Annotated in this window: 15 protein-coding genes; 5 read left to right on the forward strand and 10 right to left on the reverse strand. The window is 34.7% G+C overall.

The window, feature by feature from the left end; all coding sequences use genetic code 11:
- The gene (locus SFT90_00635) at positions 1–1,680 is read left to right on the forward strand and encodes a penicillin-binding protein 2 (GenBank protein ID MDX1948990.1); all 1,680 of its coding nucleotides are present in this window, start codon (positions 1–3) and stop codon (positions 1,678–1,680) included.
- Between the two features lie 266 nt (positions 1,681–1,946).
- Here the strand turns inward: SFT90_00635 and cysC are convergent, their stop codons facing one another.
- On the reverse strand, positions 1,947–3,905 hold the full coding sequence (gene cysC, locus SFT90_00640; protein ID MDX1948991.1) for an adenylyl-sulfate kinase: 1,959 nt from the start codon (positions 3,903–3,905) through the stop codon (positions 1,947–1,949).
- A 37-nt stretch (positions 3,906–3,942) separates the two neighbouring features.
- On the reverse strand, positions 3,943–4,341 hold the full coding sequence (locus tag SFT90_00645) for a hypothetical protein (protein ID MDX1948992.1): 399 nt from the start codon (positions 4,339–4,341) through the stop codon (positions 3,943–3,945).
- A gap of 163 nt (positions 4,342–4,504) precedes the next feature.
- Here SFT90_00645 and SFT90_00650 point away from each other — a divergent pair, with 163 nt between their 5' ends.
- Positions 4,505–5,803: a pyruvate dehydrogenase complex dihydrolipoamide acetyltransferase gene (locus SFT90_00650; GenBank protein ID MDX1948993.1), complete on the forward strand. Its 1,299-nt coding sequence runs from the start codon at positions 4,505–4,507 to the stop codon at positions 5,801–5,803.
- 3 nt (positions 5,804–5,806) lie between these two features.
- Entirely contained in the window at positions 5,807–6,625 is an 819-nt protein-coding gene (locus SFT90_00655; GenBank protein MDX1948994.1) for a hypothetical protein, read from the forward strand.
- A 488-nt stretch (positions 6,626–7,113) separates the two neighbouring features.
- On the opposite strand, the gene SFT90_00660 is transcribed toward SFT90_00655, so the two are convergent.
- Together SFT90_00660 and purB are read right to left on the reverse strand one after the other, a co-directional pair.
- Complete coding sequence (locus SFT90_00660) at positions 7,114–7,557, reverse strand: DNA polymerase III subunit chi (GenBank protein ID MDX1948995.1); 444 nt, start codon at positions 7,555–7,557, stop codon at positions 7,114–7,116.
- Between the two features lie 2 nt (positions 7,558–7,559).
- Positions 7,560–8,870: an adenylosuccinate lyase gene (gene purB / locus SFT90_00665; protein MDX1948996.1), complete on the reverse strand. Its 1,311-nt coding sequence runs from the start codon at positions 8,868–8,870 to the stop codon at positions 7,560–7,562.
- Between the two features lie 97 nt (positions 8,871–8,967).
- Between purB and SFT90_00670 the strand changes: the two genes are divergently transcribed.
- The gene (locus SFT90_00670) at positions 8,968–9,864 is read left to right on the forward strand and encodes a hypothetical protein (GenBank protein ID MDX1948997.1); all 897 of its coding nucleotides are present in this window, start codon (positions 8,968–8,970) and stop codon (positions 9,862–9,864) included.
- 3 nt (positions 9,865–9,867) lie between these two features.
- Positions 9,868–10,935 carry a DNA adenine methylase gene (locus SFT90_00675; protein MDX1948998.1) on the forward strand — a complete coding sequence of 356 codons (1,068 nt, stop codon included), beginning with the start codon at positions 9,868–9,870 and terminating at the stop codon, positions 10,933–10,935.
- A gap of 5 nt (positions 10,936–10,940) precedes the next feature.
- Here the strand turns inward: SFT90_00675 and SFT90_00680 are convergent, their stop codons facing one another.
- From SFT90_00680 to gatB, 6 genes are read right to left on the reverse strand one after another with little or no spacing between them, the layout of a single operon-like run.
- Complete coding sequence (locus SFT90_00680; GenBank protein ID MDX1948999.1) at positions 10,941–11,582, reverse strand: RDD family protein; 642 nt, start codon at positions 11,580–11,582, stop codon at positions 10,941–10,943.
- Positions 11,579–12,265 (reverse strand): dethiobiotin synthase, encoded by a 687-nt coding sequence (gene bioD / locus SFT90_00685; protein MDX1949000.1) that lies wholly within the window; start codon positions 12,263–12,265, stop codon positions 11,579–11,581. The genes SFT90_00680 and bioD overlap by 4 nt, the downstream gene beginning before the upstream one ends.
- A 6-nt stretch (positions 12,266–12,271) precedes the next feature.
- Positions 12,272–13,021 carry a methyltransferase domain-containing protein gene (locus SFT90_00690; GenBank protein MDX1949001.1) on the reverse strand — a complete coding sequence of 250 codons (750 nt, stop codon included), beginning with the start codon at positions 13,019–13,021 and terminating at the stop codon, positions 12,272–12,274.
- Entirely contained in the window at positions 13,018–14,415 is a 1,398-nt protein-coding gene (gene miaB / locus SFT90_00695) for a tRNA (N6-isopentenyl adenosine(37)-C2)-methylthiotransferase MiaB (protein ID MDX1949002.1), read from the reverse strand. The genes SFT90_00690 and miaB overlap by 4 nt, the downstream gene beginning before the upstream one ends.
- 11 nt (positions 14,416–14,426) lie before the next feature.
- The gene (def, locus tag SFT90_00700) at positions 14,427–14,978 is read right to left on the reverse strand and encodes a peptide deformylase (protein ID MDX1949003.1); all 552 of its coding nucleotides are present in this window, start codon (positions 14,976–14,978) and stop codon (positions 14,427–14,429) included.
- A gap of 2 nt (positions 14,979–14,980) precedes the next feature.
- Positions 14,981–16,447: an Asp-tRNA(Asn)/Glu-tRNA(Gln) amidotransferase subunit GatB gene (gatB, locus tag SFT90_00705; GenBank protein ID MDX1949004.1), complete on the reverse strand. Its 1,467-nt coding sequence runs from the start codon at positions 16,445–16,447 to the stop codon at positions 14,981–14,983.
- Between the last annotated feature and the right edge of the window lie 66 nt (positions 16,448–16,513).

Genomic DNA, 16,513 nt, shown 5'->3' on the forward strand with positions numbered 1-16,513 from the left:
ATGCGAAAGCCCGTTAAACTCAACCTTTCCCTAGATGGCTCAATTAGTAGCGTAATTGATAAAAGTAAAAATAGAATCATTTTATATTCTGTAATTGTTTTTCTAATTTATTTTGCAATCGCATTTAAGCTTATAAAGCTAACCTTCTTTTTGGAGCTGGAATATGAAGGTGCAAAATTTTATAACGAACAATTTGAAAAGGCTGAAAGGCTTCCTATCTATGATAGAAACGGCATCTTAATTGCAACAAATCTTAAGACAAATTCACTTTATGCAGATGCACGCAATTTGAAAAACCCAACAATGATTGCAAGGCAATTAAGAAAAATTTTTCCTGAATTAAACGAGCAAGATTTGATAAAAAAACTTTCTTCTAAAAAAGCATTTGTGTGGATAAAAAGAAATCTTCACCCAATGGAAATGAAGGCAGTGAACGATCTTGGTATACCTTACCTAAATTTTGATGTTGAGGTAAAAAGAACTTATCCGCATCTAAATTTGTTCTCACATACGCTTGGAATGGTTGGGGTTGACGCACAAGGCTTAACAGGATTTGAAAAATATATTGATGGCATTGATGAGGCTGAGTTTGAAATTCATTCAGCAAATGGTAGGGTGGATACCTCTTTAGATGTCAGAATACAAAGCCTTCTCCACACTGAGCTTCTAAATCAGATGAAAAAGCACGAGGCAAAATTTGCAAGCGGCCTTGTGATGGATGTTAATAGTGGGGAAATTTTAGCGCTAGTGAACTTGCCAGATTATGACCCAAACACCCCGCAATCTCTAACAATTTCAAACCAATTTAATAGCATAACGCTTGGAAATTATGAGATGGGTTCTACTTTTAAGCCAATTACATTCGCAATTGGTTTAGAAAAAAAATTAGTAAATCTTAAAACCGTGATTGATGCAAGCGAGCCAATTAAAATTGGTAGGTTCAAAATCTCAGATTACAAAGGTAAATTTAGGCCGCTCGCTCTGCCTGAAATTATGATGTACTCCTCAAATATAGGCACAGCTAAAATTGCGGAAATCATAGGTGCAAGCACAATGCAGGAATATTATAAAAAGCTTGGTTTTTATGAAAAAGTGGGGATAGAAATTAAGGAAAAATCTATTCCAATGATGCCAAAAAATTGGAATTTATCAACTACACTAACGGCTTCTTTTGGTCATGGGGTTTCAGTAACACCACTGCATGTTGCAATAGCAAATGCAACGCTTGTAAATGGTGGTATGCTTGTTAAGCCAACAATTATTAAAAACCATAAAAGTAAAAACAACCCTAGAATTTTTAGTGAAGAAACTTCTGAAACAATGAGAAAATTATATAGGCTTGTTGTAACTGGTGGCTCTGGCAAAAGTGCGGAAGCTAAGGGATATTTTGTTGGCGGAAAAACTGGAACTTCTGAAAAAGTAGTTGATGGAAAATATGTTCCGGGCGTGGTTATTGCATCTTTTGTAGGAATGTTTCCAATGAATAAACCAAGATATTTAGTGCTTGCGATTTTTGATGAGCCAAAACCAACCCCTGATACTTACGGCTATGCAACTGGTGGCTGGGTTGCAGCCCCTGTTGTTTCAAGGGTGATTGAAGGAATGGCACCAATTCTAAAAATCAGCCCAATCAATTACGAAGATGAAACACTAATCAAAAGATTTGATTTGGGGTATTAGAGATTAGAAGTCAGAGTTAAGTTATCGACATTGTTAGGCAAGTATATATTTAAGCTCCATAACCTCCAATAGTCACCCCGCATTTATTGCGGGGTTAATTGTTGAAATTACTTATAAACCTTAGGTTATGAGCTTGTTTTATGGTTGACCCCGCAATACTGAAGGCAGATGTTACTGCCTGAAGCTGGGGTGATACTAAAGAGAAAAAACTACAGAAATTAATTAAAATCTACCTTTACCTAACAATACCTAAAACTAAGATATAACTAAATCCCCTCGCCAATTTTTGCACGGCTATATTCTTCATCAATAGGTTTAACGAGGTTTGCATCAATATATTCCATTAATTTTGCGACTGATTCATCAACAGAATTTTTAGCGGTATCAATCACAACATCAGCATTTTCAGGAACATCAAATTTATCATTAATCCCAGTAAAATTCTTGATTTCTCCAGCAATCGCCTTTTTATATAAACCTTTAGGATCTCTCTGTTTGCAGGTTTCTACATCAGCTTTGATGTAGATTGAATGATAGGAATCACCAGCTGCAACACGGGCTTTGTCTCTATCCTCTTTGTAAGGTGAAATAAACGCCGTGATAACTATAACGCCCGCTTGAGCAAAAAGTGCTGCAACTTCACCAACTCGGCGGATATTCTCGCTTCTGCCTTCCTTAGAGAAATCTAAATCCGCACTTAAACCGCCACGAATATTATCACCATCTAACACGAAAACCTGATAGCCTTTTTCAAAAAGTTTCTGCTGTAAAGCAAGTGCAATAGTTGTTTTACCTGAGCCTGAAAGTCCGCTAAACCAAAGCACGCCTCCCTTATGGCCATTCGCAATCGCCCTGCGAGTTGGATCAATGCGAGATTCAACTGGATAAAGATTATCTGATTTTGGTTGAGATTTAGTGCGTTGATCCGAAAATCCCTTCAAATCAATTATACCACCGCCTATTGTGCGATAATTCTCAACAATAACAAATCTGCCAGTTTTAGCGTTGTTTGCGAATTCATCAACGCAAGCAAGACCACGAATTCTAAATACTACTTCCGCAACGGAATTTTTCTGCACTTCATCTTTTTTGCCAGTGAAACTTAAATCTTCAGTATCAACAACTCTTTCTATTGCCTTAACTTCCGCCTGATATTCAGAGGTATTTATTTTGATTAAATATTTTTTGCCTTCCTTGATTGGCTCATCACCTAGCCAGAAAATTTTACCTCTAAAAATATTGGTTAAAATTGGTGCGTTTTCAAGATGGCTAACAACTTGCCCGCGTTCTGCGAAAATTTGTTCAGATAAAGTTATGCCGACTGATTGCCCTGCAAAAGCTTGAGTAACAGGCGTTTTAGCCGGTGGCCAAGTTTCAATAGAGTTTATTTTTACTTTGCGATTTGAAGGCGAGAAAACTATTTCATCGCCTACTTTTAGAGAGCCAGCCTCAATTCTACCAGCGATAATGCGTCTTTCATCAAACTTATAAACATCTTGCACAGGCAAGCGAAGTGAGAGATTTTCAAGGCTAGGCTTAGGTGCAAAGCCATCTAACGCCTGCATAATTGAAGGGCCTTTATACCAAGCCATATTTGAGGATTTGCTTGTGATATTATCCCCCTCACGGCCAGAAATTGGAATTATAAAGGTTGGAGTAACGCCAATTTCTGCCAAATATTCTGTGTATTGTTTTTCAATCTCACGGAATTTTTCTTCAGAATAATTAACTAAATCCATTTTATTTACTGCCACTGCAATTTGAGAAACACCAAGCAGAGATAGCAAATAGCCATGACGGCGAGATTGCTCTTTCACGCCTTCTTTTGCATCAATTACTAGAATTGCAGCCTCAGAATTTGCCGCCCCAGACACCATATTTTTTAGGAATTCCTTATGCCCCGGCGCATCAATAATAACATAATTTCGCTTTTCAGTTTTGAACCATAATTGTGTTGTATCAATGGTAATGCCTTGATCCCTCTCAGCTTGCAGGGCATCAAGCAAAAAGCTATATTCAAACGGCATTCCACGACGAACGCAAGAGGCTTTAATTTGCTCAACTTTCCCTTCTGGTAGGGAATCAGTGTCATAAAATAAACGCCCGATAAGCGTAGATTTTCCGTGATCAACATGTCCTACAATTACGATTTTTAATTGCTCCTTTGATTCCATGGTTGATGGTTGATGGTTAATAGTTGATGGTTTTATGTTTGTCTTAGTCATATTTATTTCCTAGTTTGTGAATTATCTTTTATTAAATTCATCTTGAAATTTTTGAGGTTTCTAAAGCAAAATTGAATTGTTTTGTAAAGAATTCTCTAATCATTTTTTTATCTTCATCAGTTATATTGTAAATTTTTCCTGAATCACCAATTTTTATATGGCCTATATTGAGTTTAGAATCTACGACTTCTAGCATAGATTTTTCAGTTAAATCTTCCGATTCAGAACTATTGAAAGTTTTTGCTAAATTTAAGGCAATAACTTTACAATGAGTTCTATTAAAAAATGCACCTGCAACTCTGGAAATAACATTTTTATTAAATGAAATTCTTTGCTCAGCGGTTAGCGAGTCTTTAGAATTAGCAGATCTAGCATTAGTAATTGTTTGAAAACTAATTCTTATTCCTCCACTTTCTAACTGAGTATCTGAACCCATATAATTTCCTTAATGATATATAAAAAGCCATTTATAAGGGTTTTTTGCGAAAAATAAAGGGGGAAATTTAGGCTGGGTATTCCAAAAAAACTAATAATCTTGTTTTTTTGTAAAAAATCTTGTTTAAGTTAAACTTAAAACTGAACTCTAACAAACTAAAATTATGCCTAAAGAAATATTAATGCCAGCACTTTCGCCAACAATGACAGAAGGTAACCTTGCTAAATGGACGAAAAAAGAGGGTGATAAAATAAAAGCTGGTGATGTAATTGCTGAAATTGAAACAGATAAAGCTACAATGGAAGTTGAGGCTGTAGATGAGGGAATTCTTGGAAAAATCATCATTCAGCAAGGCACAAACCAAGTGAAAGTGAATCAAGTAATCGCATTAATTTTGGAAGATGGCGAAGATAAAAAAGCTCTTGATGCTTACCAAATCAAGCAACCAGAAGCCCCTAAGAAGGAAGAAGTCGCTAACCAGAATTCTAGTATCAGTGCAAGCGTTAGTAAAGCTCCGAGCATCGCTCCGCAGATTACTGCCGCCCCAAGAATTGCCCCACAAATTGCACCATCAACTATTAACCATCAACCATCAACCAATACTAAAGCTAGCCCCCTAGCTAAAAAAGTGGCACAAAATAGCGGTGTTGATTTATCTTCAGTGAAGGGAACAGGGCCAAAGGGCAGGGTGGTTAAGGGTGATGTTGAAGATTTCCTTGCAAATGGTGGCGGTTCTAATGTTATCCGCAGAAATCCAGTAGCGTTTGAGAGTTTTCCAAATTCAAATATCCGCCAAGTTATTGCCAGAAGGCTTCTTGAATCTAAACAACAAGTTCCGCATTTTTACCTAACGATTGATTTGGATGTTGATAATCTGCTTGAAACTCGTCGCCAAATTAATGACTTAGCACCAGTTTCAGAAGATGGCAAACCGCTCTACAAAATCTCCGTAAATGATTTGGTTATCAAGGCTTCAGCCCTTGCCCTCAGGGATGTTCCAGCGGCAAATTCAAGCTGGTATGATGACGCAATTGTGCAATATAATAATGTTGATATTTCGGTTGCGGTGGCGACCGATGGCGGTTTGATTACGCCAATCATCTTCAATGCGGATCAAAAATCTGTAATTGCAATTTCAAACGAAATGAAAACACTTGCGAAGAAAGCTCGTGAAAACAAGCTTAAACCTGAAGAATTCCAAGGCGGTGGTTTTTCAATTTCAAATCTTGGAATGTATGGAATTAAAACTTTCTCAGCGATTATAAACCCGCCACAATCTTGCATTTTAGCGGTTGGCGCATCTGAGGAAAAACCAGTTGTGAAAAACGGCCAAATCAAAACTGCAAATATTATGAGCGTTACACTTTCCGTAGATCACCGCTCGGTTGATGGTGCAGTTGGTGCAGAATTCCTCCAATCCTTCAAAAAATATATTGAGAATCCCGCAGGATTGTTGGTGTGAGATATGCTTGATGTTAAACTTTTCAAATTCATTAATGACAAAACTCTTGAAATAAAGGAAGATTTTTCAGGAAATGAAAAATCAATTCAAAAAATATTTGAGAGTAATTTGGAAAGCTTGCTTAATATATATTTTCTTGAAACTGAATTCAGCACTGGATATCATCACGGCGGAAGAATAGATACATTAGGGCTTGATGCTAACAACTGCCCTGTAGTTATTGAGTATAAAAAAAATTCAGATGCTAATGTTATTACACAAGGTTTATATTACCTAGATTGGCTTTTTGATCATCAATCAGATTTTAGAGATTTAGTAAAACATAAACTTGGAGAAGAAAAGGCAAATTATATAAATTTTGCTCAATCAAGGCTTATATGTATTTCAAGGGAGTTTAATAAGTTTGATTTTTCTGCAATTCAGCACATTAACAAAAATATTGATTTAATTAAGTATAGAAAATTTCAAGATAATGTTTTTTACATTGAAACCATAGACCCTAAAAACATCATTAGAAAGCCAATTAAAGTGCTTCATAACAATAAGGTAAATAATAAAATAACCATTCAGAAAAATGAGGCGGAACAAGAGGAAAAGAGCAGATTTGAAAATAAAGTTGCTAAGTTGTTAAATTGGATTGAAAAACAAGGCGGGTTAGTTGATAAAACAAAAATGTTACAGAATTTCGGCAAGCATTTTGACAATAGGAGAGAAAGAGAAGAAGCAATACAGGAATTAATTGAAAGGGAAGCAATAGAAGCTATTAATATTGGTGAAGCAGGAAGAAAGAAAACAGGCTATAAAATAAAAATTCCCACTTAAAGATAGTTAAAGTAAAAAAATAATTATGTTCACTAAGTATATTTTTTGGTATTTATAGGTAAGTATAGATTTTATTAAATTATCTGCTGTTTTTCTTCTATAATATCACCCCCGCTTCAGGCAGTAACATCTGCCTTCAGTATTGCGGGGGTTAAAGAGATTGTTAGTAATATAAGACTTCATTCCCGCCCCGTGTTAAGCACGGGGTAAACTCCAGCGGGAATCCATAAAATACACTGGATACCCGCTTTCGTGGGTATGAATAGAAAAGGTTGAATAATTCCAGCGAGTTGCTTTATGCTTAACCCCTATAAATACCCGCAATAAATGCGGGGTAACAATTGTTGGCTATTGAGCTTAAATCTATACCTACCGAAACTAAGGGGTAGAAACACCTCAACTTTCGCCCAGCAATAAATGCGGGGTGATAAATTTTTGAGTTAGTTTATATTAAAATAACTTTGGTAAATTTTAATTCCAAAACCGCCCTAACTCTCCTCCCAGCTGCCTTTTTCATTCTGTTTGAAGAATTTTAGTATAAGGTTTTCGTTTGATTTTAGGGCTTTCCAGAGTTTTCTTGCATTGTCGGTTTCTTGTTTATCTGCTTGGTTGAAAATTACTAAAGTTCTCTCAAAATTTTGGTAAAAATCATCATCTAAAATACCAATATTAACCAAAAACTTTGCACCATTTGGGTTATCATTTGCGGAAGTTAAATAGATTGGTTGCTCTGCCTTAAAATCCTCATCTTCAGTGCCGTGCGGTAAAAATCTTGTGCCACCAACTGCCCAAAGTGATTTATCAAGTTCTTTTAGTAAATCTTTGTTTTTGCAGAGTAAAACCGCACGATTGCCAGTGCTTAAAATTTTTTCTAACAACACTGGCAAGGCTTGCTCTATCGGGCTTGAACTTAATTGATAAAATGAGATCATTTCTACTCTCCGAAAACGCGTTTGAAAATATAATCAACATTTTTTACATGGTAGGTATCATCAAAGCAATCTTCTAATTCTTGCTCAGACATTTTGGATTTTATTTCAGCGTCTGATTTCAATTCCTCAAGGAAAACCTTACCTTCTTGCCAAACCTTCATAGCGTTTCTTTGCACGATTGCGTAAGCATCTTCACGCAAAAACCCTTTTTGAGTTAGTGCGAGAAGAACCCTTTGAGAATTATGCAAACCACCAAGCCTATCCATATTTTTTTGCATATTATCTGGATATACAACAAGATTTTTTATCAAGCCTTCCAACCTTGCAAGTGCGAAATCTAAGGTAACGCAAGCATCTGGGGCGATCATCCTTTCAACTGATGAGTGGGAAATATCCCTCTCGTGCCATAACGCAACATTCTCTAAAGCAGGGATTGCATAACCTCGCACAAGCCTTGCAAGACCTGTTATATTCTCACTCAGAACAGGGTTTCTTTTATGTGGCATCGCTGATGAGCCTTTTTGGCCTTTTGAGAAAAATTCTTCCGCTTCTAAAACTTCAGTGCGTTGCAAGTGGCGGATTTCAACAGCAAAACGCTCTATTGAACTTGCGATAACCGCAAGTGTTACAAAAAATTCTGCGTGCCTATCTCTTGGAATTACTTGCGTTGAGATGGGTTCAGGCTGAAGCCCTAATTTTTTCGCAACATATTCCTCAACGAATGGATTAATATTGGCAAATGTTCCAACCGCACCAGAAATCGCACAGGTTGAAATATCAGTAATTGCAGATTTTAAGCGGTTTTTATTTCGCTCAAACTCAGCGTAAAAGCCAGCCATTTTGAGGCCGAAAGTTACAGGCTCTGCGTGGATTCCGTGGCTTCTGCCAATAGTTATAGTGTATTTATGCTCAAAAGATTTTTCTTTTAGTGCCACCAAAACTTTTTCTAAATCCTCTAAAAGTAGCAGGCCTGCTTGCTTTAACTGAACGCTTAGGCAAGTATCAAGCACATCACTTGAGGTCATTCCTTGATGCACAAAGCGGGAATCATCACCGATAAAACTGGCTAAATGCGTCAGGAATGCGATAACATCGTGCTTTGTAACTTGCTCAATTTCATCGATTTTATTAATATCTTCTTGGCTAAACTTTGTAGGAGAATTTTTACTGATATTTTCCGCTGATTTTTTTGGAATAACACCAAGCTCAGCCATTGCTTCACAGGCAAAAACCTCAATATCTCGCCAGATTTTAAGGCGATTTTCCGGCTGCCAAATATCAGCCATTATTTTTCTAGTATATCTTGGGATCATAGGGTTAACCTAATTTAGTATTGCTTTTTGTAAAAAGTAACTTATCAATTTTTTAGAATTATTGGTTGAAAATACTTTTTTATTTTGAAAGGGCAATATGGAATATATAAAATCAAATTTATCTGAACCTTTAGCAAAGAAAATTATAGGTAAAAAAGAAAATGCAGAGAAATATCTTTTAATGTTTAACGATATTAGGCCAATAAAAGATATAAAATTTAAAAATATTTCTAAGGGAAAAAACTCAGGCAATTTAATATTAGATGAGTCAAATGAAATTTGGAAATTAATTGTTGACAATTGGGATTATGAAGTCAGTAAAAAAATAATTAGAGAAATATTTAAAACTACTAACAAATATAAAAGTGGAAAGGTAGCGAATGATGCGATGGTTTTACTAATTGAGGAGTGGAATAATTTAAATCTTGGTAAAATTCAATGGCCTTTTTCACAGGGTGCATTTGATGAATTTGTTCAGAGGGTTAATAGGGGAGAAGAGCTTGGTCAATATAAAGATGAAAAAGTAAAGTTAGCAGCCGTTCAGTATAGAAGAATAAAAGAAATTAACACAGTAAGAAATGACTTTATAGAAACTTTAATTTTTGAGAAGAATGAAAATATACTTCCTACTCTTAACCATAGACGAGGAGTTGATTATTTCATAAATGGTTTTTCTTACGACCAAAAAGTAGCAAAAAGTCCAACAAATGAATTCAAAAAACACTACGGAGATAATTGGAGGGAAAAAGCCATCCAAGAACCCGCCCTAGTTGCAAAATATCTTTATCAATATCAAGATGAGGGAAGATTTGGGAGTGATCCAAGATTATTAGTTGTTTATTTAGACGAAGATGTTTCTATAGAAAAAATTAGAGAAATAATTAATAAAACCGATTTAAGCAACCCTATTGAAATAAATTTTTCTTTTAAGCATAAGAATCAAGGCGAGGTGAGCTATAAAGTAAGTTGTTTTATAATTTTATTATATAACTGATATATGAACTATATAGGTAGCAAATTATCACTTTTGGGCTTCTTAGAAGAATCAATAAATAAAGTGGTTGATGATAATTGTGCTGTATTTTGTGATTTATTTGCAGGAACAGGAATAGTGGGTAGCTATTTTAAAAAAAGAGGTTATAAAATAATTGCAAATGATATTCAATATTACAGCTATGTCTTAAATAAGCATTACATTTCTAACGTAGGTGAATTAGAATTTATTAAATTATCTGGGGAAATTAATCAACTAAAAGACATAAAGATACCTTATAGAAAATATTTTGTATGTAGTTATTTGTCAAAACTAAACGGAGTAAAGGGGTTTATCTATGATAATTATTGTTTGGGCGGAACTATAAATAGTAACTCTCCTAGGCAATATTTTTCTGATTTAAATGGGATGAGATGCGATGCAATCCGTCAAAAAATTGAATTTTGGAAAGAAAAAGGGTTATTATTAGAAAATGAATATTTTTTTTTAATAGCTAGCCTTATAGAGTCTGTTGATAAACACGCAAACACGGCTTCTGTTTATGGAGCTTTTCTTAAAAATCTAAAAAAATCAGCACAAAAAGATTTTATTTTGAAGCCAGCAGAAATAATTATAAATGATAAACAGCACAATGTTTTTAATGATGATATTAATAGAATATTAGAAAGAGTAAGTGGCGATATTTTTTATTTAGATCCCCCATACAATCATCGCCAATATGCTACAAATTACCATATTTTAGAAACTATATCCAAGTATGACGCACCTAAAATTAAAGGAAAAACTGGACTGAGAGAATACCATAATCAAAAATCTAACTATTGCTCTAGATCTAAAGTAATAGACACCTTCAAAGAAACAATAATTAAATCTAAGGCGAAATATATATTTCTTAGTTACAATAACGAAGGGTTAATGAATTTTAATGATATAAAAGAGATTATGAGCTTACGAGGTAAGTATGGGTATTTTGTTAAAGAATACAATCGCTTTAAATCTGATAAATCTGAAAATAGAAATTATATTTCATCTAAAACACAAGAGTATTTGCACTATGTTGTTTGTAATTAGTTAAATTACCTAGTTGTTATAATTATTATAAGTAAAATTAGTGTGGTGAGGAAAAAATAAGTTTGATACTTAAATTTTTTCTTCTCCCAATCTTCGCTGTAAGCCTTGTTGTAAACCACTATTGAGTTTGCGATTTTATCGTGAAGGCCTTGCTTTTTCTTGGTGAACATTATCATTGTAAAACCAAACATAAAGGGAATTATTGAAATAAAATACCCAAAAAATCTTAATATTGATTGCATTGTTGAGAGTGGTTTTAAGCTAGTTGCATCAATAATTTTGAGGTTAAGCAAGCCTTTGCCGGGGCTGGTGCTTTTATATTTCCAAAGAATAATAAAAATTACGCCAACAATTGCTAATTGAATTATAAAATAAGTTAGTAAATTTGGCAGAAAATCATTTATCAGATAAGGTGCGGCAATGTTTGTAAGTTCTTCATCAGAAATCTGGTTTTGAGAATGCATTTCATAAGCCTCAACAATTTCAGGTGGCATATCATTTTTTGCATTTGGTAGAAAATATCCCAGCGGAATAAATAAAATCATTATGAAAATTGAATCAATAATTTGAGCCAAAAACCTAATGCTAAAGCCTGCATAATGAATTTTTGAATAATCTATTTGATTATCATTTGAAGGTTCATTCATAGTATATATTCATCAATGATTTTTTGATTTTTTTGAGAAAATTTTTTATTTTTTCCAACTGAAATAATAGGAATATCTATAAAATTTTCTAGCGATTTTATGGTTTCGGATTCCTTAATAAAAAGCTCATTTTTTGCATCTAAATTTTGAGAAATAATTATTAAATCTGGCTGAATATTTAGTGTTTTCATCGCGTGAACGCAAGAGATTGTATGGCTTAGAGAGCCAAGATAACTGCCTACCACAAGCACAATTTTTTCTGCGGTTTTTGCAATTAAGTCAGAGGTGTTTTCAGTTTTATTTATAGGCACAAAAGCCCCGCCTGCGCCTTCAATAATTAAATAATCATTTTTTTCTTCTGCTTCAATTTTTTGGATAAATTTAATAATTTCATCAATTTTTGCTTCTTCAATATTTGAAATTCTCGCAGCCATATCTGGTGAAAGGGGTTTTTCAAAAAAGTAACGAGTGATTTTTTTTAGGTTATTTTTTGAATATTTTAGCCCTAAAGAATTGCATAAATTATATAAATCATTGGGGGTTTCCTCAAATTTGAAGCCGCTTATAATTGGCTTTATTGCATGGATTTTTTGTTGTTTTATATTTTTTATATAATCAATTAACAGGCAGGAAATATAAGTTTTGCCGATATTCGTGCCAGTAGATGTAATAAAAATCTTCATTATTTTTTATAATATTTTCTTCGCTATTATATAATAAATTTCCCAAGTGGTGGGGAATTTATTTGAATAATTTTCTATATAAATTTTCTCAATATTTTTAATCTGTGATTTAGTTAGGCTTTTTTTACTTTCATCTAAATTAACCCCTGCACCTATTGATTTCATAGAGTTTAGCATCGCAAGCAAACTTTTATATTCTATAATATTATTTTCAATTTTACTTGAAATTATTTCAAAATTATTTTTTTCTAAAGCGGAAATAATTTTTTCTAAAGAGTGGAAATTATTATTGCTTTTTATATCTAATTTTTCACTGCAAAATTTAAGCTCTTGAAGGGTTTTCTGTCCAAAAATTGAGAAAACAAAAACGCCATTTTGAATAATAATTTTTTGAATTTCTACGAAGGTTTTTTCAATATCCAACGACCATTGCAAAGCTAAAGATGAAGTTACAAAATCAAAAGAATTTTTTTGAAAGGGCAGGGCATCAAAATCTGCCACGATAGATTTTCCAAATTTTTTATTAATATTGCACATTTCAAAAGAAAAATCTGACTGGATAATATTAAATTCCCCTAGAAACTCAGCAATAAAGCCAGTGCCAGAGCCTATATCAAGAATTTTTGAGTTTTGAGATAATTCAGCCTTAATTAAATTTGCTAAATTTTCAGCGACTTTTTTCTGCAAAATAGCATTTTGATTGTAGCTTTCTGCATATTTTGAAAACTCATCTGCGATTTTTTGTTTGATATTCATTTAGATATAGCAACCCCAACTAAGGCTCTTTCCTTCGCTTCTTTGATTTCCACTTCAACAATCTTATTCATAAATTCTGGGTGGTTTTCAATGATTACTGGCTGATAATATTCAGTAAAGCCAACCAAATGATTTTCAAACTTACCTTTGCGAGTGAATAAAACCTTCATTTTTCTGTCAACTTTATCGGCAAGCCTTTCAAACATTTGTTTATCAATAAGGGCTTGAAGTTCATTTAAGCGTTCTTTTTTAACTGAAGCTGGGGTTGCATCTTCCAGATTCGCACCCGGTGTTCCCGGCCTTGCGCTATATATAAATGAATATGAAAGGGTAAAATTTACATCATTTATAAGTTTAAGAGTATCTCTAAAATCCTCCTCAGTTTCACCGGGGAAGCCGATTATGAAGTCAGAAGAAAATTCAATATCTGGGCGAACATTTCTAAATTTATCAATTATTCTGCGGTAATCATCAGCTGTATGCTTGCGATTCATCGCTTTCAAAATTTTATCCGAACCACTTTGAATTGGCAAATGCACAAACGGCATCAGCTTTGGAAAATCGCGATGTGCATTAATCAAATCATCTTCCATGTCTCTTGGGTGCGATGTAGTGTAGCGGATTCTCTGGATTTGCGGAATATTTGAGAGTTTCTCAATAAGTTTTGCAAGCGACCAAGTTGAATTATCAGGGGCTTTTCCATGATATGCATTCACATTTTGCCCAAGCAGATTAAGCTCCAAAGTGCCTCTTTCTGCCAGTAACAACGCTTCACGATAAATTTGATTCACATCACGCGAAACCTCAGCACCACGAGTATATGGCACAACGCAGAAGGTGCAGAATTTATCACAACCCTCTTGAATTGTTAAGAAAGCTGAGGATTTTACATCGTGAATATCTTTCGGGGCTTTTTCATTTTCAATTTCCTCAAGAAGAAAATCAAATTTGTCAATCGTTGAAAAATCAAGCTCAACATTGCCTTTTGCACCTGCCTCAGCGTTTTTTACAAGCATTGGCAGGCGTTGATAGCTTTGAGGGCCAACAACTATATCAACATAAGGTGCGCGGGATTTTATTTCCGAGCCTTCCGCTTGTGCCACACAACCAGCCACGGCAACGATTGTTGGCTTGCCTTCAGCTTTGCGTTTATCCTTAAATTTTTTAATTCGGCCGAGGTCAGAATACATTTTCTCTGAGGCTTTTTCACGAATATGACAAGTATTAAGAACAATTAAATCGCATTCATCAGAGATTTCTTTTTCAAGCTGGAAGCCGTGATTGCCCATTGTTCCGCCCATTTTTTCAGAGTCATAAAAATTCATCTGACAACCATAAGTTTTGATGAACATTTTTTTCTGATTAGCGTCGCTATGTAAATCAGTTTGTTGCATTGTGAATTATACTAAACCTTCATAGTTTTCTTAACTTTTTCAACCTTTTTAACAATCATATCTCTTTTCATTTTTGAGATGTAATCCACGAAAACTATGCCGTTAAGATGGTCAATTTCGTGTTGAATGCATACTGAAGCGAGGCCCTCAAACTCTTGTGTTCTCTCTTTACCGAAAGAATCTAAATATTTTACGATTACTTTTTTTGGTCTTTCAACTTCTGCAAATTGCGTTGGGAAGGAAAGGCAACCTTCTTCAAAAACGAATTTTTCTTCAGATGAAAAAATAATTTCTGGATTGATAAGGAATATTGGATCTGGCGATGCATCAGGGTTATGAGTGCCATCATATCTAAGCGAACCTTGTGCAATATCCATCGCGATAATTCTTTTATGAACGCCGACCTGCACGGCAGCAAGCCCCAGACCATAATGTTTATACATGGTTTCAAGCATATCCTCAAGAAAGACGCGTAATTCATCGTTGATTTCTTCAGGCTTAACTTCCTCAGAAATTTTTTTCAAGCGTGGGTCTGGTGCAATAACTAAAGGTAAAATAGCCATAATTATTTCAATTTATCTTTTAGTAAATCATTAACGGCTTTGGGGTTGGCTTTGCCAGCGGTTAGCTTCATAACCTGCCCAACTAAAAAACCGAATAATTTATCCTTACCTGATTTGTATTCTGCAACTTCATTAGGAAATTTAGAGATTACTTCATCAATCGCTCTTTCAATCGCACCGCTATCACTAACTTGCTTTAAGCCTTTTTCTTCAACGATTTGTTGCGGTTTTTTCTTAGAAGAAATCATTTCATCAAGAACATCTTTTGCAATTTTGCCTGAAATTGTGCCATCTTTGATAAGGTTCACAAGCTCCGCTAAGTTTTCAGAGTTTACTGGTGAGTTGGAAATATCAAGCCCCAATTTATTAAGCCTACCGAATAATTCCGCAGTTAGCCAAGAAACTGAAAGCTTTGCATCTTGCGTTCTATTATATAAATCATCAAAATATTCTGCGATTTCTTTTTCGGCGGTTAAAACCCCTGCATCATAATCGCTAAGCCCTAATTTTGAAATATATCTATCGCATTTTTCTTCCGGAAGCTCTGGCAGGGTTTGCTTTATCCGTTCAATATCATCATTTGCAATTTGGAGTGGGTATAAATCCGGATCAGGGAAATATCTGTAATCGTGAGCATCTTCTTTAGTTCGCATCACTCTTGTTGAGCCAGTGTTTGTATCAAACAGCCTTGTTGCTTGCTCAACAATTCCACCACTTTCGATGAGGTCAATTTGCCTTTGCACTTCAAAATTTATCGCTTGAATTATAAAACGAATTGAGTTCAAATTTTTAATTTCATTTCTTGTGCCGAATTTTTCTTCCCCATATTTACGAACGGAAACATTGGCATCACAGCGAAGCGAGCCTTTCTCCATATCACCATCGCAAGAGCCAACATATCTAAGGATTTGACGCAGATTTTTTATATATTCCCCAGCTTCCTCTGCCGAGCGTAAATCAGGGTAGGTAACAATTTCCATCAGCCCAACGCCAGAGCGGTTGAGATCAATAAAACTTTCAGTTGGGGATTGATCGTGGATAGATTTTCCAGCATCTTGCTCAATGTGGATTCTTTCAACTCTAATATTTTTGCGGCCATAAGGCATTTCAATCGCAATAACACCTTCAGAGACGATAGGCTTTCTAAACTGGCTGATTTGATAGCCTTGTGGAAGATCCGCATAGAAATAATTTTTTCTATCAAAAATGCTGAGATTATTAATATTTGCCTTAATCGCAAGGCCAGTTTTAATAGCTTGCTGAACGCAATAAGGGTTTAGAACTGGCAGCATTCCAGGCATTGCAGCATCAATAAAAGAAACATTCGTGTTTGGCTCAGCTCCAAATTCTGCGGCCGAAGATGAGAATAATTTTGTGTTAGATTTTATCTGTGCGTGAACTTCCAAGCCGATTACAACTTCCCACAAGCCAGTTTTTCCCTGCACTAAATTTGATTTTGATTCTACCATTTCAAAAATTTATTTTTTAGAAAATGGAATTACATCAATATTTTAATTAAATCAAGATGATATAAA

The sequence above is a fragment of the Rickettsiales bacterium genome (assembly GCA_033762595.1).
Lineage (GTDB): Bacteria > Pseudomonadota > Alphaproteobacteria > Rickettsiales > UBA8987 > JANPLD01.